The sequence below is a fragment of the Ruminococcus sp. 1001713B170207_170306_F1 genome, from assembly GCF_015668065.1.
GTDB classification, from domain to species: Bacteria; Bacillota; Clostridia; order Lachnospirales; family Lachnospiraceae; genus Blautia_A; species Blautia_A faecis.
In genome coordinates this window covers 14,859-33,156 of sequence record NZ_JADPEX010000032.1, presented here as the reverse complement: position 1 = coordinate 33,156, position 18,298 = coordinate 14,859, and the positions used below count along the sequence as shown (strand labels likewise).

15 protein-coding genes and 1 pseudogene are annotated in these 18,298 nt (G+C 43.6%); 3 read left to right on the top strand and 13 right to left on the bottom strand.

All coding sequences use genetic code 11. The features are described from left to right. Positions 1-91 precede the first annotated feature (91 nt). The 5 genes from I4V84_RS16810 to I4V84_RS16790 all read right to left on the bottom strand — a co-directional run bounded on the left by I4V84_RS16810 (position 92) and on the right by I4V84_RS16790 (position 4,377). Entirely contained in the window at positions 92-850 is a 759-nt protein-coding gene (locus I4V84_RS16810) for a F0F1 ATP synthase subunit A (RefSeq protein ID WP_118582122.1), read from the bottom strand. A gap of 108 nt (positions 851-958) precedes the next feature. Continuing rightward, complete coding sequence (locus I4V84_RS16805) at positions 959-1,384, bottom strand: ATP synthase subunit I (RefSeq protein WP_118582119.1); 426 nt, start codon at positions 1,382-1,384, stop codon at positions 959-961. A gap of 86 nt (positions 1,385-1,470) precedes the next feature. Next, a complete protein-coding gene (locus I4V84_RS16800) occupies positions 1,471-1,740 on the bottom strand; it encodes an AtpZ/AtpI family protein (protein ID WP_173717843.1) in 270 nt (89 codons plus the stop codon). A gap of 664 nt (positions 1,741-2,404) precedes the next feature. Further along, positions 2,405-3,505 (bottom strand): substrate-binding domain-containing protein, encoded by a 1,101-nt coding sequence (locus I4V84_RS16795; RefSeq protein ID WP_195993017.1) that lies wholly within the window; start codon positions 3,503-3,505, stop codon positions 2,405-2,407. Positions 3,506-3,645: 140 nt separating this feature from the next. Further along, positions 3,646-4,377 (bottom strand): RluA family pseudouridine synthase, encoded by a 732-nt coding sequence (locus I4V84_RS16790; RefSeq protein ID WP_148461010.1) that lies wholly within the window; start codon positions 4,375-4,377, stop codon positions 3,646-3,648. Positions 4,378-5,559: 1,182 nt separating this feature from the next. Here I4V84_RS16790 and I4V84_RS20875 point away from each other — a divergent pair. After that, positions 5,560-5,610, top strand: a pseudogene (locus I4V84_RS20875) (hypothetical protein); the annotation flags it as partial. Positions 5,611-5,820: 210 nt separating this feature from the next. Here I4V84_RS20875 and I4V84_RS16785 read toward each other — a convergent pair. Continuing rightward, positions 5,821-8,079: a hydratase gene (locus I4V84_RS16785; protein ID WP_173772102.1), complete on the bottom strand. Its 2,259-nt coding sequence runs from the start codon at positions 8,077-8,079 to the stop codon at positions 5,821-5,823. Between the two features lie 279 nt (positions 8,080-8,358). Between I4V84_RS16785 and I4V84_RS16780 the strand changes: the two genes are divergently transcribed. Continuing rightward, positions 8,359-8,634 carry a hypothetical protein gene (locus tag I4V84_RS16780; RefSeq protein ID WP_118582107.1) on the top strand — a complete coding sequence of 92 codons (276 nt, stop codon included), beginning with the start codon at positions 8,359-8,361 and terminating at the stop codon, positions 8,632-8,634. Then, complete coding sequence (locus I4V84_RS16775) at positions 8,631-9,455, top strand: transglutaminase-like domain-containing protein (RefSeq protein WP_118582104.1); 825 nt, start codon at positions 8,631-8,633, stop codon at positions 9,453-9,455. Before I4V84_RS16780 ends, I4V84_RS16775 begins: the two co-directional genes overlap by 4 nt. 86 nt (positions 9,456-9,541) lie before the next feature. Here the strand turns inward: I4V84_RS16775 and I4V84_RS16770 are convergent, their stop codons facing one another. The 7 genes from I4V84_RS16770 to I4V84_RS16740 all read right to left on the bottom strand — a co-directional run bounded on the left by I4V84_RS16770 (position 9,542) and on the right by I4V84_RS16740 (position 18,237). After that, on the bottom strand, positions 9,542-10,159 hold the full coding sequence (locus I4V84_RS16770; protein WP_195993016.1) for a ribonuclease H family protein: 618 nt from the start codon (positions 10,157-10,159) through the stop codon (positions 9,542-9,544). A 127-nt stretch (positions 10,160-10,286) separates the two neighbouring features. Further along, positions 10,287-11,243 carry a D-2-hydroxyacid dehydrogenase gene (locus I4V84_RS16765; RefSeq protein ID WP_195699589.1) on the bottom strand — a complete coding sequence of 319 codons (957 nt, stop codon included), beginning with the start codon at positions 11,241-11,243 and terminating at the stop codon, positions 10,287-10,289. Positions 11,244-11,546: 303 nt separating this feature from the next. Next, positions 11,547-12,185, bottom strand: a complete 639-nt coding sequence (locus tag I4V84_RS16760) for a hypothetical protein (protein WP_173716849.1) — start codon at positions 12,183-12,185, stop codon at positions 11,547-11,549. Positions 12,186-12,598: 413 nt separating this feature from the next. Further along, a complete protein-coding gene (gene murF, locus I4V84_RS16755; RefSeq protein ID WP_195993015.1) occupies positions 12,599-13,966 on the bottom strand; it encodes a UDP-N-acetylmuramoyl-tripeptide--D-alanyl-D-alanine ligase in 1,368 nt (455 codons plus the stop codon). Between the two features lie 42 nt (positions 13,967-14,008). Further along, on the bottom strand, positions 14,009-15,043 hold the full coding sequence (locus tag I4V84_RS16750) for a D-alanine--D-alanine ligase (RefSeq protein ID WP_173716847.1): 1,035 nt from the start codon (positions 15,041-15,043) through the stop codon (positions 14,009-14,011). A 196-nt stretch (positions 15,044-15,239) separates the two neighbouring features. Beyond that, positions 15,240-16,640 (bottom strand): L,D-transpeptidase family protein, encoded by a 1,401-nt coding sequence (locus tag I4V84_RS16745; RefSeq protein WP_195993014.1) that lies wholly within the window; start codon positions 16,638-16,640, stop codon positions 15,240-15,242. 316 nt (positions 16,641-16,956) lie between these two features. Continuing rightward, the gene (locus I4V84_RS16740; RefSeq protein ID WP_195993013.1) at positions 16,957-18,237 is read right to left on the bottom strand and encodes an aminotransferase; all 1,281 of its coding nucleotides are present in this window, start codon (positions 18,235-18,237) and stop codon (positions 16,957-16,959) included. Positions 18,238-18,298: the final 61 nt, after the last annotated feature.

The following is an 18,298-nucleotide window of genomic DNA, read 5'->3' as shown; positions in this document are numbered from 1 at the left end:
TTGTTAAAAATTCAATTCATCCGGAAACTGCAAAATATTTTCTGCATTTTCCGATTTTCTGCTCACTTCGTGAACATCCGCCTTCTTTACGCTACTCTTCTGCTGCATTCGCGATATACATTACAGTCAGCATACAGAAAATAAATGCCTGCATGATTCCGGAAAACCAGTCAAAATAAACTGACATAATTGCCGGAATACCAACGTCCAGGAATGGGATCTTCGACAAAACATCTCCCACAATACCCGGAATCAGTCCAAACAGTTTGGAGCTTGCCAGCGCCAGCGCTGCATAGATCAAACCATTGATAACTACACCGGAAAGAATATTTCCAAAATGACGGCATGCCATACTGATCGGTGTGGCAATCTCAGAAAGAATATTAAATGGTGTCATAATAGGGATTGGAGTTGTAAATCCCTTCATATATCCACCGAAACCATTTGTCTTGATCTTCTGTGCCGTGATCATGGTAAATACAACAACTGCCCATGCAGCTTCTGTGGAAAGATCTGCTGTAGGGCTTCGCAGTCCTACAAGGCTGATCAGGTTGGATACCACACTGGTAGCAAAAAGCGCCGCCACAAAAGGAATCATATAGCTGAATTTCTCCCCCATATTTCCGATGACGAACTTATTTGCTGTCTCCACCAGTAGCTCAGCCACAGCCTGTCTCCTGGATATTTTCTCCACCTTCAGATCATGTGTCAGCCAGATACAAAGTCCTGTGATCAACAGCATAACCAGCCAGCTTACAACCAGAGTCTCCGTTATCTGGAATTTCCCCAGGATGGGAATCTCGAACGGAAACGTATAGAATATCCTGCCACCGGTTATTTCAATATCCATGTACTCTCACCTCCTGTCATTATAAATTTGTAACTGTTCCGTACCACATCTGTCACACACTTCGCGGAGCAGTACCTGCTGAATAGTTACATAAAATTGTATATATCATTATGCGGCCTTCCTCCCCCCAATGATTCCAACTGTCTTGATCACAATGTTTGGAAAAAGCAATGGTAAGATTCCGGCTACAAACTGAAAACAGGGAACCGCAATCGCCAGAACGCCCCAGATAAGCTGAAGCATCATTCTCTGACTATAGCTGGCCTTCATCTTCGCTGCAGCCTGTTTATCGTCCTCCATGGAAACTATCTTCTGAACGGTCAGTCCCATAAGGAAAAAGTTCAGTACTGCCACCATCCCGCCAATAAATCCGGCGAGAAGCACTGTATAATCAAACGGAATCTGCTCCGGCACTGCCAGATGTCCGATTCCAAATACAGCCCACATCAGGACTACGCATACAAATGTACCAATCGCCACCTTCTTCGTCTCTTTCCTCACTGCCGGCTGCACATCTGCAAACATTTTGCTCATACAAAACTCCCTTCTGAAACGTGTTTGAAAAAGGCTTTCTGCAAAATGTACGTCACACTTTGCAGGAATGATTCCTCAAACACACTCTAATGATGTCTGTTAAATGAAACTTTATTCTTCTTTTTCTCTTTCTCTTTCTTCTGATGTCCGGTTACGGACAGGTAAAGCTTATAGGCTACTGTAAAGGAGCCTCCCAGTCCGAAAAAAAAGCCAGGAATAAAAATCCATTCTCCTATTCCCAGGCTGGTACTCATCCACCAGCAGATCAGCAGGCACAGAAGCAGAGGAGTGATAAAGGATAAGCTAAATTGACTAAGCAAAGTCATATTCTTGATAATATCTCCCCATTTTTTCATAAAAGTCTCCTGTCTCAAGTCTCATTTTATAGACAGATTTTAACACAATTCAGTATGGATAGCAACTTCTATTGTGCACATTATTTAAAAATTGACTTCCATTTTATTGCATATCGTCAATTTTTTCACACTTCAAAAAGTAATTACATGCTAACAAATTCTTGTTATTTTGTCGTTATACAATCGTTAAACATTGACTAAAATTCAGACACGGCAGGTAGTATTGTCTAGTACATTGAATATTAAGTAACCGCCATATTGACTTGTCTGATTTTTCATCTGCTGCGTTGTCGTCGGTCGCCGTAGCCACCGCTACGCCTCCTTCCTCCGCCTTGCATATGAAGAAATCATCCTGCGTCAATATAGCAGAAACTTAATTTTCGATGTACTAGAATGTGTTTGAAACAGGCTCTGGCTGCAATATCCTTTGATATGCAAAAAACTGCCTTGTATCAGCATTCCCATTCCTGGTAAATTCATGCTGTACAAAGCAGTTTCTCTTTCATAGTTTCTTATGAACCTCACTATCTTATTTTAGAGCGTATTTATAAAATCATTCTCGCAATCTGCACGCCCCGCTTTGCGACATATTTTGCCCAAATTCGTAGAGCGTGTTTGTGAAATCATTTCTGAAAATTATGACGTGCCTCTTATGAAAGCTATTTCAATTTGCATACAAATAAGAACTGTATGTAGGATCATCAATGTTTGAGGAATCAATCCATGCCGGGTCGATACGCACATTCCGCTTGATTTCCACACTCTTCTTTGGTGCTGTAGTCAAAAGTGCTGTCCAGATGGTCTGATATCCCATCGCGTAAGGCTGCTGGGAAACCACACCGACCTCTTTACCATTCCGGATAGCCTCCTGTTGTTTCGCTGTGGCATCCACACCAACCATCACAATGGAATCCTTTGTCTCATCCTTTTTCATGTCCAGATACAGATCGGCAATATCTGCATTATCGCAGAAAACACCGTCCAGCTGCGGATATTTGTCAAGAACCTCCTGCATGGCAGCTGTCATATCATCTACCTGATCCTGATAAACAATCTCCACAACTTCAATATCCGGATAATTGGTGATATAATTGGTAAAACCGCTTACACGTTCCTGAATGCTCTGCGTCTTTTCCTGCGCAGAAAAGACTGCAACCTTACCCATTTTTCCGATGGCTGTGGCTAATCTATACGCAGCAATTTCTCCCACCCTGGTATTATCCGTACCACGAAATGCACGGACCATCTTGCTGTCTGTAACACCAGAGTCAAATGCCACAACCGGGATTCCATTCTCCTTGGCAGCTTCCAGCTGCGCCTGAAGGGAATCCATATCGCTGGCAGAAACACAAAGTACATCCGGATTCTCTGCAATTACCGCATCTATGGTATTTACCTGGCTCTCCACATCTTTCTCATCACTGGCGCCTTCAAAGGTCATGGTCACCTGATCTTCTTTCTTGAAGCCATATGCCTCGTTTACATCGGCAATTGCCTGCTCCATTCCTTTCTTAACCAGTCCCCAGAACTCTCCACTTGTACTCTTGCTTACAACTGCTACCCGGGATCCTGCCTGGATTTCTACAGATGTATCGATTTCAGGAATAAGAGGATCCTTTTCTTCCTGGGCTTCTTCTGTGGATTCCGTAGTCTGCCCGTCAGAAACCAGTGGCGCGATCACTTTCTCCACTTCTTCTTTCTTACAGCCTGTGAAGGTGCATAATGCAGCCAGAACAACAGCAGGTATCACTGCTACTTTTTTCATTTTATTCACTCCTCATCTGAATGTTTAAAGTTTTTCATAGAAACTTTTTATAACTATTTTTCGCAGTCTTCATCTTTGTTTAATCTTGCTTTTACATTATACACAATTTCGGTTCCACGTCTATAGTTTTTATGGTTTTTTCACATTTGCGGGATAGAAATCCCCTTAAACTCAGTCCCTTCCGGCTTTGTCACGAATTTCATCACCTTTCCGGTTACCGGATGGAAAAAGGTGAGGCTTGCGGCGCACAGAGCCAAGCTGCCTGCCCCGATGGTCACATTCGTTCCGGCACCATATTTCCGGTCACCAGCCAAAGGCATTCCTGCATGAGCCATCTGAACCCGGATCTGGTGATGACGGCCTGTATCCAGATGAATTCGAAGCAGCCATTTTTTCTTTCCGGAAATTGCATCCACAGCCTCACCGAGAACCTCATAGGAAAGTCTGGCCTTCTTCGCACCAGGAGTGTGCGCATTTACCACGGAAGAAGTATTGGATTTTCCATCTTTTTTCAGGTAATCCTCCAGAACTTTTTCTTTTTTCCCAGCCTCGGCCTGCTTTCCATATGTTACTGCCAGATAAATTTTTTCCATCTTTCCAGCTGTAATCTGTGCACTTAACGATTTCGCGGCCTCAGGTGTCTTCCCAAATACAAGAATACCTTCTACCGGCTGATCCAGCCTGTGGATTACTGCCAGATATGGAATCCTTCTCCCACCACCGTCTTGCATTGCCAGATAATTTTTCAGGCTGCTCTCCAGATCCATGGCACCGATTCTTGCATTCTGTACCGCAATTCCCGCTGGCTTACGGCAAACTATAATTTCTTTATCTTCGAAAAGAATGTAGTCCTCTATTTTCCCACTAAACATCGTCTGCTTCCCTCATAGTTTCCAATTTTCTCTGCTCATTATAGCGGATTAAAGCCTGATTTACAAGCTCACACTTTCTATTCCGGTATGCTTTATGCTGCATATCGGTTCCTGTTCACTTCGTATCCAATACATCATCCCGCTTTTTTGTCTCTCACAGCATGGAAAAGGACGGTCATCATTTTACTTATATTTCAAATGATGACCGTCCTAAAATTCTTCAGTATTCAATGGTCTTTTCCTCGTTTTTCAAATTGATTTACAATTTAATATTTACGTGGTCTTTATTCAGTTGTTCTATATTCAGTTTTAAGTTTTTATTTAAAATATCTTATCTTATTTCCTGCTCATAAACGATATGATGTTTATCATTCGGTTTATTTAGAAGTTTGATAGATTGAAATTATAATTCACGTTTTATAATTTCTTCTGCAGAAATATCGGATATACTTCTCAGGCTCTGAATCATTATCATAAACAATTTCAAACTTAATTCGGTTAAATCCAAAACCACTTACTGGTTCATATGCTCTCTTATATGTATTATACAAAAAAGTTTGAGCGGAAGTTCCTGATCTATTTCTGACTGGAATATCAATTATGATATTCTTCTAATGCAAAGTTTCGATTCATATTCTAAAGGTTCAATAGGAATCTCAAGATATCCTGCTTATCTGTGATAAGGGGTTATATCCTCTGGAGAAATGTTTCTTTACACAAGTTCCAGATCTTTGTATTAGTGGTGGACAGTTATTCAATATAAGTAATCGCTTCTATTTACCTTGGATACGTTTATAAGTATCAGCTGAATCAAGTGATACTTTATTTTCTATTTACACGGTTCTCGTATCAGGTCTTCTTGCAGGAAATGCGATTCCTGTCTCTCTTATATTGATTAGAAAGATTTTATGTTCCCATTGGAATCACTAAGCTCCTTTCTTTATGAAGTTGTTTTTCTTTTCTTTTGATGAGCTTATATTACCATCTCCCGTCTTATTTGTCAATACTTTTTCGTGTATTTTTTGTTTTATTTCTGTTTTATTTTGGTGTTTCACGTTGTATTTCTGTGTTTTTTACTAATTATTGTAATTATTCAGAATATTTGTTTATATAACAAGAAAGGCTCCTTTTTGCAAAAGTCTAAATAGGTGTTTAAAAAAGGCTTTCTGCAAGATATACGTCATGATTTGTGGGAGATTTTGTCCGGTTGAGGGTATCATAGCGGGCTACGACAACCGAATTCGGGAAAAATATACCGCAAAGTGGGACGTGCAGATTGCGGAAATGCTTTTTTAAACACGTTCTAGCCTATGTAGAAACACATTGAGCGATATTTGCCTTTTCGTTGCAGTGTGATCATACCATGTAGAACTTTTTATGTAACAGGGAATTCTGATAAAAAGGCAGGTCGCTCTCAAAAAGAATGACCTGCCTCATAACATTTTATTTTCTATTGTAATTGATCAGACAGCCTTTCAGGATGATTTCCCGCTCATCATCTGTCAGCTCTCCAAGTGTTACAGTAAATGGAACCAGTCCGCTCTCTTTTACCACATAGCCGGTAATGCAGTCGGCTTTCTCTTCCACAGCCTTGCGGATTTCCGGGAAGAACAGGTAATCACCGTTTACAAACGGAAGATCACCGGCCGGGATCAGGAATGGAAGCATTCCCCAGTTAATCAGGTTGGAACGGTAACGTTTGGTAGCGTATTCGTTGGCAATGTTTGCCCACCCGCCAAGTACTTTCTGACAGGAAGCAGCCTGCTCACGGGCAGAACCATCTCCGGGCTTCACTGCGAAAATAGTACTTCCAACGCCAAGATTGCCTTTGCCAGCTTCCGGATACTCTTTGTTCACCGCTTCCATAACCGGCTTCAGCTCTGGCAGTGCATCCAGCGGACATTCGCCGTTCTCAATGGCATGCTCTGCTTTCTGAACCTCTTTTGCCCGTCCAACATAAGCCGGATCCTTTCTGGAAAGAGTAAACTCAGCCAGTCCAAGAGGATTGGAACGGTAGGAGGAAGTCTCACCGGACGGGATCAGCTCGTCGGTAGTAGTTACCGGATCGTGAATTTCGGAAACAACCTTCAGAACCAGATTCTCTGCAAGTGCCGGCATCTTCGGCCAGTCTTTGATGTTCGGTCCAAACTGGATCTCAACAGACGGATCAGCCACGCCCTTGCTGTCAAATACACGGTTATCGTAAATCGTTTTATCAAAGAAATATTTCTGTCCTCTGTACTCTCCTGTGAAATTCTCAGCAGAGGTAAGGAATCCCTTGTTTGCAGCTGTAGCAGCGATAGAACGGGCATCCATAAGTGCAACAGAAGAAATCTGACCATTCTGGATCTTGGAGCCTTCACGGTTCGGGAAGTTTCTGGTGGTATGGCGGATACTGAAAGCATTGTTTGCCGGAGTATCTCCAGCACCGAAGCATGGACCGCAGAATGCAGTTTTCACAACAGCACCTGTCTCAAGAAGATCTGCCAGAACTCCATTCTTAGCCAGTTCCATATAAATCGGAGTACTTGCCGGATATACGCTTAAAGTAAAGGCATCTGCACCGATGCTGGTTCCGCGGAGAATATCTGCTGCAGCACAGATATTCTCAAATCCACCGCCTGCACATCCTGCAATGATTCCCTGGTCAACGTAAAGCTTTCCGTCTACAACCTTATTACGGAGAGTATAAGGAACCTTGCCGTCCAGACTTACCAGAGCTTTTTTCTCAACATCGGCAAGGATGTCATCCAGATTTGCATTCAGTTCATCAATTGTATAAGTATTGCTTGGATGGAACGGCATAGCGATCATTGGCTTGATCTCGCCAAGGTCAATCTCCACACAGCCGTCATAGTAAGCCACATCTCCCGGTTTCAGCTCTTTATAGCTCTGGGCTCTTCCATGGATCTCGTAAAACTCCTGAATCTTCTCATCTGTCTGCCAGATGGAGGAAAGGCAGGTAGTCTCAGTAGTCATAACATCGATTCCAATACGGAAATCAGCACTTAAATTAGCTACGCCAGGACCTACGAACTCCATTACTTTATTCTTCACATAACCATTTGCAAATACTTTACCAATGATAGCAAGAGCAACGTCCTGCGGTCCTACGCCCGGACGTGGGCTTCCTTTCAGATAAATAGCAACAACTCCTGGCATATTGATATCATATGTCTGGGAAAGAAGCTGCTTCACAAGCTCCGGTCCCCCCTCTCCCATAGCCATAGTTCCAAGAGCGCCATAACGGGTATGGCTGTCTGAGCCAAGGATCATCTTGCCGCACTCAGCAAGCATTTCGCGGGCAAACTGATGGATAACTGCCTGATGTGGCGGAACATAGACACCGCCGTATTTTTTCGCACAGGTAAGACCAAACATATGGTCATCCTCATTAATAGTACCGCCAACTGCACAGAGGGAGTTGTGACAGTTGGTCAGAACATACGGTACCGGAAAACGCTCCAGTCCGGAAGCACGTGCAGTCTGGATAATTCCTACAAAAGTAATATCATGGGATGTCAGTTTATCAAATTTAATCTGAAGCTTGTCCATATTACCGGAAGTATTATGGGCTTTTAAAATAGAATAGGCAATGGTATTTCTTGCTGCATCTTCTCTGGAAACAGGAAGCTGGGCTTCAGCTGCCGGAATGATTTCCTTTCCATTCTGCAGATACACGCCAGTATCATATAATTTCATAATAAAGCTCCTCCTCATCTTGAGAGATTTATAAGTAACAAATATTATGCAGCTGTTCACCAGCAACATTCTGAGAGGTATTTTTTGTGAACAGCAGCAACATTATCGTTAATTATAGTAGATTTCTCCGAAAGGGTCAAGCAAAAACACTTTAGCGTGCTAAAAAGCTTTTTCTGCAAAAAATGGTCTGTAATTTTGCTCCACATTTCTGTTGCAACTTTTTCAAATCAGTGATAAGGTAGAATCTACCAACACTGAAATAATGGGAGGTGTTCTAAGATGTTTCGCCTTTGGGGACGAATCTGGAAAGATAACCATATGCTGAAGGATACCGTGATCTGTGATGACCGCCAGGAGACCAGAACGCACAAGGTTTTTCACTGTCTGGAGCAGATCTGTTATGAGCTGGATCTTGGTAATCCAATCTGGCTGGATACTACGGTGCGGGATTTTAAGAAGCACAGTAAAACACGTTTTTATCAGGATAATTTTATTGAACAGATTGACTTTGATTACCTGGAAATACAGGTAATAGAGGAAGATGGAGGAGAATGATGAAAAAGACAAAAATGTTTATGCTGGTTCTCACCAGCGCAGTACTTGCCCTTACTCCGGTAACTGCAAACGCAGCTGAAGCTGCACCTTCTCAGGTAACGGAAACTGTTATTGCCACCCCTACTCCGACACCCAAAAAGCCACAGAAAAAAGGCTGGGTGAAGACCAAATCCGGAATCAGAAGATACTATCGAAAAGGAAAACGCCTCACCGGTTTCCAGAAGATTGGCAAGAATTATTTCTATTTCAGTGCCAAGGGAACCCTATTAAAAAATACTACTGTTAATAAAGGTTACAGGGGATTTACTTACTACATCGACAATAAAAGTCATGTAATCGGCAGAAAAAAGGGTTCTACCTACTATACTGCCAGCGGAAAGAGAATGACTCAGGTTCAGATTGCCAACCTCCGCTCCAAGCAGATTGCAGCAGAGATCACCAATTCCAGCATGTCCAAATCCCAGAAGCTTCAGACATGCTTCAACTGGGTGATCAAGGGCTATTATAATATCTGGCGTGATTTTGACCAGGGCGGCAAGGACTGGCCGGCTACTTTTGCAAATGACCATTTTCTCCATCACAACGGAGACTGCGTTTCTGACGCTGGCGCATTTGCTTACCTCGCCAAAGCAATCGGATACAAGAATGTTTATGTATGTGCCGACGCTGTGCAGAGCAACAACAATGCCCACGCATGGTGCGAGATCAACGGGTATGTTTATGACCCGCTTTTCGCAGAGGCAAAGAGTTACAGCAAGTATTACGGTGCTACTTACGGCTCTTATGGACTTTACCCGGTTTTGAAATATAAGATCTCATAAATAGTTAATATTCGCTGTACTGGCTGCAGTAACTAAGTTCAGACAAAATATATGCGGCGCACAGATTACAAAAGCTCCCGGATCCGCTACAGGATTCCAAGAGCTTTTTTGGCAAGCTGGTCAGCCATATCGTTGTATTTGTCGTTGGAGTGTCCTTTTACTTTTACAAAATGGACTTTTACTTTCTTCATGGCTTCCCGGTAAAAGGCCTGATACGCAATTGTTCCGGGTTTGGTAGCTTTCCAGGCACCGGTGCACCATTTGGCAATGCCTTCATAATCATGGTAAATGGTAATTTCCGGAATATTATGATCCACAGCATACTGCATTGCCGCTTCGGAGCCTTTGATTTCTCCTGCTACATTATGCATCAGTGCCAGCTCTTTGTCTGTCATTTTTTTGCAGAATGTGTGCTCTTCTCCATCCTTCAGGATGACCATTCCGTAGGAAAATTCGCCGGTGTCAGAGCGGTAACTGCCATCTACGTAGGCAATCACCTGGTCTAACGCAGGTTTTTCTGCCCTGGAAAGTGTATCCGGGATGCCCTCTGCACTCACACCGGCAAATGCCTGTGCCTCTTCCATAGTGGAAAAGCTCTTAAATTCTGCTCCCGAAAATCCCGTGACCTGTTTCTGGCACTCTGCCCAGGTCATAAATACACCTGTTTTTCTGCCTGTTCTTACTGCATAGTATTTCTTTGCCATGTAGCCTCCTTCTGTATCAGACATTCTCAAACACTTTTTCTTTAATTATAACGAAACTGTTTCTTATCTTCAATAATAGATTAGAGCATGTCCACAACACACTCTAATCTATCCCTGGCCCGAAACTTTAATATACCCTGTTTGTCCTGTCGTCACGTTGGAACCGCTGAATGTTTTTCACCACTTCATCTACTACGCGGAATCTGGTCTCTTTCGCAGCCCATGCAATATGCGGAGTAATGATCAGCTTGTTGCTATCCTGGATCTTAAGAAGCGGATTCTCCGGATCCATTGGCTCTTTGCAAAGAACATCAAGGCCTGCACCTGCAATGGAGCCTTCGGTAAGAGCTGTATACAAATCTGGCTCATTTACAATGGCGCCTCGCGCAAGATTCAGGAAAATAGCGGATTTCTTCATCTTGCGGAATTTTTCCAGTGTCATCAGATTCTCCGTGTACCCGTTCAGCGGTGCATGGACGGAAAGAATATCAGAGCGGGAAAGAAGCTCATCCAGGCTTACCTGTTCATATTCTGTATTGTATTTCTTCCCGGAAGCGGAATAGCAGATAATATGGCAGCCAAATGCCTTGGCAATCTGCGCCACCCTGTTTCCAATTGCGCCAAGACCGATAATTCCCCAGGTTTTTCCATCCAGCTCGAAGAAATTCTGTCCGAAATGGGAGAAACAGGTTCCTCTTGCATATTCTCCGGATTTTACGTAATTGTCGTAATAATTCAGTTTTTCCAGAATATAGAAAAGAAGAGCGAAGGTATGCTGTGCCACTCCGTTTGTAGAGTATCCGGCAACATTGTAAGCTGCAATTCCCCTCTTTTTCAGATAGTCTCCATCCAGGTTGTTAAAGCCTGTTGCGGTCAGGCAGACCAGCTTTAGGTTCTGTGCTTTTCCAATGGTAGACTCGCAGATTGGAACCTTGTTGGCCACGATCACATCTGCGTCTTTTGTCTTTTCTTCCATTTCATCTGCTGTTGTACTTCGATATATTACTACTTCGCCCAGTGCCTCAAATGGAGTAAATACCATATCCTGTCCCAGGCTGTCTGCTTCCAGAATTACAATTTTCATAATGTGCTCCTCGCTTTCTTCTGTGCTCATTTATATAGTCGTGCGTTTCCTCATCTGTTTTATAAAATACCGTTTTCTCCGGGAAAATGCAATCCCAAACTATAAAATGTACAATAAGTGTTACTATCCTGTTATTATTCACTGGTGATGTTCTGCGAGGTGTTTTTTGTGAACAAAGTTCACAGAACCCCCGAGAATTAAGTTTGCGCAGCGTGTTGCTGTAAATGGGGAAAACAATAATCCCAAAAATACAAGAGCGCAAGGCTGATAGTGCCTGCGCCCTCATCTACCATTCTGTAATTGTCAAGCCATAAATTCCCGGATAATTTCCCTCATAATCTTCTCTTCCTCAGGAGTCAGCATCTTACTGAAATGACTTCCGGAAGCAGCTGTCTGCTTGATGCTACTGGTAATCTTATCCACGATTTCTTCCTGTAAAACAGGGTCAGCTTTTTTCGCGGCTGGAATCTCTTCTGTCCAGCTTCTCATCTGCTCCACATAATCTGCCAACGTATCCATCACCAGCTCTTCTTTGTAAGAAAAATCCAACGCCTGACGTAAGAGCAATAACACCACCGGTACAGTGGCGCCCACATACAGATAAGTCAGAGGAAGTCCCTCTTCTATCCTTAACGTCTTGGAAAAATAGATGGCACAGCCAAGAATCACAGTGGACAAAAGTGCCGGATACCACACCAGCCGATTCATTCTGTGAAGAAGCCTGTCCCGTGTTTTCCAAAGTCTCAGCCATTTTTCCTTCAAGCTGATCCGCTGACTGCTGCCTGCTCCTTGGGTGTTTTTCGTGCCTGTGTTTTTGCTTCCGGTACTTTTCAGCATTCTTCTGTAGGTGAGGTTTGTCGTCAGCATTCCAATTGCTCCAAGGGTCCCAAGGGCCGCCATACTGTAGAGCAATATCTGCAGATCCATAATTTTCTCCAGCATAATGTCCTCCCATGCTTTCTTTCAAATTGGGAAACTGTTCAATATCTTTGCACCGCAGTTCTCTTTTTTTGTATGAACCTGATTTCAAAAAATACCTGGCGGAACATTGCCAATAAACAGTAACCTTTTACGAACATTATACCGCTGTCCTGTTCTGTATGAAACATAAATCGTTCGTCAAATTCTCGGTGAATCCCGCTTATCCTGTGGTTTCTCTGCATATTTTCCTATTTTATGATCACTTATATAAAGACTTTCCGCAATATATCAATTAGTTTTTGATTTATTGCGGAATAAGTATGATATATTGCGGAATAGCATTGATTTTTCGCGCTATAAGTCAAATATATCGCGGAAATAAATGTAAATGCCCCTTAAACAGATTCTGCTTAAAGGGCAATACATTATCTTCCCTACATTTCCTGCAATGCAGCTACCACTTTCTCAAATTGCATAAAGTGAGACGCCTTTACCAAAATGGTATCACCGGTCTGCACATAATCAGACAGATGGGACAAAAGGCTGTCACGATCCGGTTCTTCTATAACGATAAGCTCCGGGTTCTTTCTCGCCATCTTCGCAATGTTTGCGGAAAGAGGGCCGGTGCAGATGCAAACGTCAATTCCACACTGGGCTGCATGCTCGCCTACCTCTGCGTGAAGCTGAACTTCATTCTCTCCAAGCTCTCCCATGTCGCCTAAGATTGCCACTCTTCTGCCAGCACCATCTTTCAGCACATCCAGTGATGCTTTCATGGACATTGGGTTGGCATTATAACAATCGTCTACGATAAGGAAACGGTCTGTCTCGATCATGTGGAATCTGCCGCTGATGGCTTCCAGGGTCTCAATTCCATGACGGATCTGCTCCAGCGTCAGTCCGTAAATACGACCAACTGCAGTTGCTGCCAGGGCATTGTATACCATATGACGGCCAGGCATTGGGATGTCCGTTGTAAAAGACTCCTCACCTACGTGAATGCGGCAGGTCATGCCTTTCAACCCTCTGCTCACGATCTCATCCGCATAAATATCCTTATCTGACTCCATACCGAAGAATACAGGCTTAATTCCTTCATATTCTTTCACAGTGCAAAGCTTATCATCGTCACCGTTTAATACAATATGTCCATCTTTTTTCAGATATTTAAAAATTTCGGTTTTCGCTTTCAACACACCGTCTCTGTCACCCAGGTTCTCCAGATGGCAGGTGCCAATATTCGTGATCACACAGGTATCGGGTCTTGCAATCTTCGCAAGTCGGGTCATCTCACCAAAATCGCTGATTCCCATTTCCAGAACTGCGATCTCATCCTCGTCACGAAGGCGGAATACGGTGAGTGGAAGACCTAACTCATTGTTAAAGTTTCCCTGTGTTTTCAGGGTACGGTATTTCTCTTTCAGGACAGAGGCAATTATCTCTTTTGTACTTGTTTTTCCCACACTTCCGGTAATTCCAACAACCGGAATCTGAAGCTGCTGCAGGTAAAATTCTGCAATGTCCTTTACAGCCTGAAGGGAAGATTCTACCTTGATATATGGGAAATCAGCATTCTCCAGGATTCTCTCAGATAAGGTAGCAAGCGCACCTGCCTCCATCACCTGGGGAATAAATTTATGGGCATCTACACGTTCGCCTACGATGGGAACAAATAAGGTTCCGGCTTCTGCTTTCCGGCTGTCTGTTGTAATAGAGGAAACCTCCTGCTCCAGCTTGTCAGACGGTCCGGAATAAACACCGCCGCAGACCTTGGTCAGGTTTTCCAGGGTAAGATTTTTCATTTTATTTAATCCTTTTTATATTTAATATAAACATTCGGTATATTATTCGTACTTCTTTAAAGAAATCCGGATCAGTTCCTCGCAAAGCGTCGGATAATCCATTCCCAGTACCTTCGCCTCCTGAGGAATCAGACTGGTAGGAGTCATTCCCGGAAGGGTATTTGCTTCCAGACAGTACATATCTCCGTTCTCTTTCATCATGAAATCCAGACGGCTGTAGCCAGTAAGTCCCAGTGCTTTCGCTGCCTTCACTGCATTCTCCTGCATTTTTGCTGTGAGCTCCGGAGAAATCTCAGCCGGGCAGGTCTCTACAGTAGAGCCAGCCTGATATTTGTTCTTGTAGTCATAGAATCCCTGGATCGGAGCAATCTCGATGATCGGATACGCCTTGTCATCCACAACTGCAACAGAAAATTCACGGCCTTTGATATACTCCTCCACAACAATATCCGCGCCATACTGGCATGCATCTGTAAGAGCCTCTTCGTATTCTTTCTGATCATTTACAATATAAACACCTACGCTGGAACCGCCGCAGCTTGTTTTTACAACTACCGGGAATTCCAGTCCATGCTTAGCAATGTCTTTCTCCAGATTGTCTCTTGTCATGGTAAATCCGCCTGGGGTAGGAACATGGTTCATCAGGAAAACTTCCTTGGTGATACGCTTATCCATAGCCATGGCACTGCTGAGATAACCGGTTCCTGTGTAACGGATTCCCAGCAGGTCAAAGGTAGCCTGCACCTTTCCATCCTCACCATTTGCGCCGTGAAGTCCAAGGAACACAATGTCACATTTTTCACAAAGTTCCAGAACATTTGGTCCGAAAAAGCTTCTGCGTTTTTTCTCCATCTCCTTGATCTGCGGATTGAAGCTGCTCATATACTCTGCTGCTTTTTCCACATCATATTCAGCCGGGAAAGGATTCTCCCAGTCTACATTCTCAACTCCACAGAAAATATCTACAAGTATTGCCTCATGACCTTTCTGGCGCAGTGCACCGCAGATTCCGGTACCGGATACAATGGAAATCTCTCTCTCCGTACTGGTTCCTCCAGCCAAAACTACTATCTTCATAATCTTATATCTCCTTTTTTGTTCGTAAACGTAACTGTTCAGTTCCTTCACAGTTACACGCTTTGCCATGCACAGGAATCATGCATTCGCATGATTTCGCGCTGAATTTCCGTGGGGCGTGCAGATTGCGGAAATGATTTTTCAAACAGACTCTAGTTTTCCCAAAACACCTCGCGGAATATTCTCTACTGAATAGTTACTCATACACAACCACCGGCATACCAACCTCAATATTTGCATAAATCTCGGCCGCCTTGTCATATGGAACATTTACACATCCATGGGAGCCTTCCCACAGATAAAGATTTCCTCCAAACTCAGACCGCCAGGAAGCGTCGTGAATTCCCACATTTCCTGCAAAAGGCATCCAATAGGTCACATTTGCCTCATAATCCTCTCCTGTAAGCACAGCCGGAGATTCCTTGGCATCCAGTGCATAACAGCCTGTAGGAGTGCCACAGCCTTCAATATCCGGATTTCCGCTTACAATAGGTGTGTCCACGATCGGAGTTCCCTTCTGGTAAAAAACAAGACGCTGGTTTGTCAGATCTATCTCTAAGTAGGTGGAACCAATATCATTGGTTCCGCGACTATAGCCTGAATACAGATAAACAGGCTCACGAACCTGGGTAACACCGCTTTCGATAGCAGCGATCAGCGCTTTTACTTCTTCGTCCTGATCGATCACCCAGCCGTAATCGCCGCCTTTAATTTCCACCTGGCGATTATCGTAAGTCAGAAATGTCCTGGTCTGTCCCATAGTATCATATTTCAGCCCAAGGTCTGCCACATACTGCCGCACCAGATTTTCATCCAGTATCACATTGCCATCCTCATCATAACCGAACCAGTTCTTGATCAAGGTACGGTCCACAGTCTCAGTACGATCAGCAAAGTCATAAGTTATGATCACCTTGACAAGCTGGTTCATTTTTTCACAATTGGCTTTCAGCTGTTCATCTGTGCTGTATACCGAAGGCTTCCGGTAGCAGCTCTCGTTCTCCAGATTTACAGAAGTTTTTCCCCGGAGCATGGCTGCGGAAATCACTTCCTCCGTCTTAGTGCGATCCAGAGCATTTCCCATTACTTCCGGAATGATTTCAAAAGTATCTCCGGTATCCTGGATCTGGGCATCCACAGGCTGGACTACATTCTCTGGCTGCATGCATTTCAGATTCTCAACAGCCTGCCCCATGAACTCCACATTATAGCTGAGGGATTCTGAAATATCATAATTCTTATCCTGGTTAAAAGCAAGAAACCAGGTAAAACGGTCCTGATCTTTGATCAACTGCTTCACAATTCCAGTAGACACATAGGAAAGCCCCACATCCTGGGCAGAAATTGCTTCCTGACCGTTTTTCATGGTCTCCACAGCAAGAACATAAGCGCCTACACGCTGGTTCAGAAGGTCCTCGGTATCTTCTGAAGCCATATAGGAACAATTAAAGCCATTTACCATAGATCCTGGAAGAAAATGACTGGAAAAGTAGTACACGCCATATCCATAGGCTCCTGCTGTAAGAAGCAGCAGCAAAACCACAAGTAAAATAACAATCGTTCTTCCTGCGCCTGCTTTTTCCTTATTTTTTGCCATAAATTCCTCCCTGCTTATGATGAATTCTTATTGCCTTTACACGACCACATCTTCTGTTTAACCTTATGTAGGAAATAAACTCCATAGTCGGCATTTATTTCTATCTTCCAAATGCAGACGGGTAAAGACAATAAAAAGCAGATGATTACTGTTCACAGATAACAGTAGATTACTCTGCCTCTTTTTATATGCCAGATCAGGTACTTTTCCTGATCTGGCATGGTTACATTCTATGCGCAAATTTCCGATTTCAGAGCCTGTTTGAAAATAGCGGCTCACCTTTTACGGAAAGGTTACCGTTCACAGCAACACGCTTTTAGCCGAGAAGTTTTTCTACACTGACAAGTTTCACACAAAGTACGAATACCTGTGCTGCTTTGCCAAGATCCTCAAGTGTAGGGAAGGATGGTGCAATACGGATGTTGGAGTCTTTCGGATCCTTGCCGTATGGATAAGTAGCACCTGCGCCAGTAAGGATAACACCAGCCTCTTTTGCTCTGGCTACAATTGCCTTTGCACAGCCATCCAGGGAATCAAAAGAGATGAAATATCCGCCGTGTGGCTTTGTCCACTCACCGATTCCAAGTCCGGAAAGTTCTTTGTCAAGCGTATCCAGAACCAGCTCGAATTTCGGGCGGAGGATATCTGCGTGTTTTCTCATGTGGGCGTGAAGTCCGTCAAGATCCTTGAAAAATCTTACGTGACGGAGCTGGTTCAGTTTATCATGACCGATGGTCTGAACCTGCATATATTTGCGGAAATCATCCAGGTTTGCCTTGGAAGCTGCAACGGCAGCGATTCCAGATCCTGGGAAGCTTACCTTGGAAGTGGATGTAAATTTATAAACAAGATCAGGGTTACCAGCTTTTGCACACTCACCAAGAATTTCAACCAGGAAATCCTGATTATCATCATAGAGATGATGAATGCTGTATGCATTATCCCAGTAAATACGGAAGTCCGGTGCTGCCGGTTTCAGTCTTGCAAAACGCTCTACGGTTTCTTTGGAGTAAGTGTAACCCTGTGGGTTGGAGTATTTCGGAACACACCAGATTCCCTTGATTGCTGCATCTTCACTTACCAGCTTCTCTACCATGTCCATATCCGGTCCCTGTGGAGTCATCGGAACATTGATCATCTCGATTCCGAAAAATTCGGTGATCTTGAAGTGACGGTCATAACCTGGTACCGGACAGAGGAATTTCACCTTGTCAAGCTTGCACCATGGAGTATTTCCCATTACACCCTGAGTCATGGAACGTGCGATACTGTCGAACATAACGTTCAGGCTTGAATTTCCATATATGATAATGTGTTCCGGATCTACCTCAGACATTTCTCCAAGAAGACGCTTGGCTTCCGGAATACCATCGATCACACCGTAGTTACGGCAATCTACTCCGGTCTCGCATTTCAGATCTGAATTGCCCTTCAGGACGTCCATCATTTCCATAGAAAGTTCCAGCTGTGCATTGCTTGGCTTTCCTCTTGACATATCAAGGGCAAGTCCCTGTGCCTTGATCTCTTCAAATTCTTTGTCCAGCTCTTTTTTCAGTGCCAGAAGCTCTTCATGATTCATTTCGGTATATTTTTTCATAAATTCCTCCTTCGGCAATTGCCTGTTTGGTGTATCCTCCTCGTATATCTTTTCCATTTTA

What these genes read in the sequence shown, in the direction of transcription:
- murF (WP_195993015.1), bottom strand. Translation starts at nt 13,966, where the DNA reads ATGAAAAATCTTACCCTGGAAAACCTGACCAAGGTCTGCGGCGGTGTT.
- I4V84_RS16790 (WP_148461010.1), bottom strand. Translation starts at nt 4,377, where the DNA reads ATGTTTAGTGGGAAAATAGAGGACTACATTCTTTTCGAAGATAAAGAA.
- I4V84_RS16785 (WP_173772102.1), bottom strand. Translation starts at nt 8,079, where the DNA reads ATGAAATTATATGATACTGGCGTGTATCTGCAGAATGGAAAGGAAATC.
- I4V84_RS16795 (WP_195993017.1), bottom strand. Translation starts at nt 3,505, where the DNA reads ATGAAAAAAGTAGCAGTGATACCTGCTGTTGTTCTGGCTGCATTATGC.
- I4V84_RS16805 (WP_118582119.1), bottom strand. Translation starts at nt 1,384, where the DNA reads ATGAGCAAAATGTTTGCAGATGTGCAGCCGGCAGTGAGGAAAGAGACG.
- I4V84_RS16745 (WP_195993014.1), bottom strand. Translation starts at nt 16,640, where the DNA reads ATGGCAAAAAATAAGGAAAAAGCAGGCGCAGGAAGAACGATTGTTATT.
- I4V84_RS16775 (WP_118582104.1), top strand. Translation starts at nt 8,631, where the DNA reads ATGATGAAAAAGACAAAAATGTTTATGCTGGTTCTCACCAGCGCAGTA.
- I4V84_RS16760 (WP_173716849.1), bottom strand. Translation starts at nt 12,185, where the DNA reads ATGCTGGAGAAAATTATGGATCTGCAGATATTGCTCTACAGTATGGCG.
- I4V84_RS16740 (WP_195993013.1), bottom strand. Translation starts at nt 18,237, where the DNA reads ATGAAAAAATATACCGAAATGAATCATGAAGAGCTTCTGGCACTGAAA.
- I4V84_RS16765 (WP_195699589.1), bottom strand. Translation starts at nt 11,243, where the DNA reads ATGAAAATTGTAATTCTGGAAGCAGACAGCCTGGGACAGGATATGGTA.
- I4V84_RS16800 (WP_173717843.1), bottom strand. Translation starts at nt 1,740, where the DNA reads ATGAAAAAATGGGGAGATATTATCAAGAATATGACTTTGCTTAGTCAA.
- I4V84_RS16770 (WP_195993016.1), bottom strand. Translation starts at nt 10,159, where the DNA reads ATGGCAAAGAAATACTATGCAGTAAGAACAGGCAGAAAAACAGGTGTA.
- I4V84_RS16780 (WP_118582107.1), top strand. Translation starts at nt 8,359, where the DNA reads ATGTTTCGCCTTTGGGGACGAATCTGGAAAGATAACCATATGCTGAAG.
- I4V84_RS16810 (WP_118582122.1), bottom strand. Translation starts at nt 850, where the DNA reads ATGGATATTGAAATAACCGGTGGCAGGATATTCTATACGTTTCCGTTC.
- I4V84_RS16750 (WP_173716847.1), bottom strand. Translation starts at nt 15,043, where the DNA reads ATGAAGATAGTAGTTTTGGCTGGAGGAACCAGTACGGAGAGAGAGATT.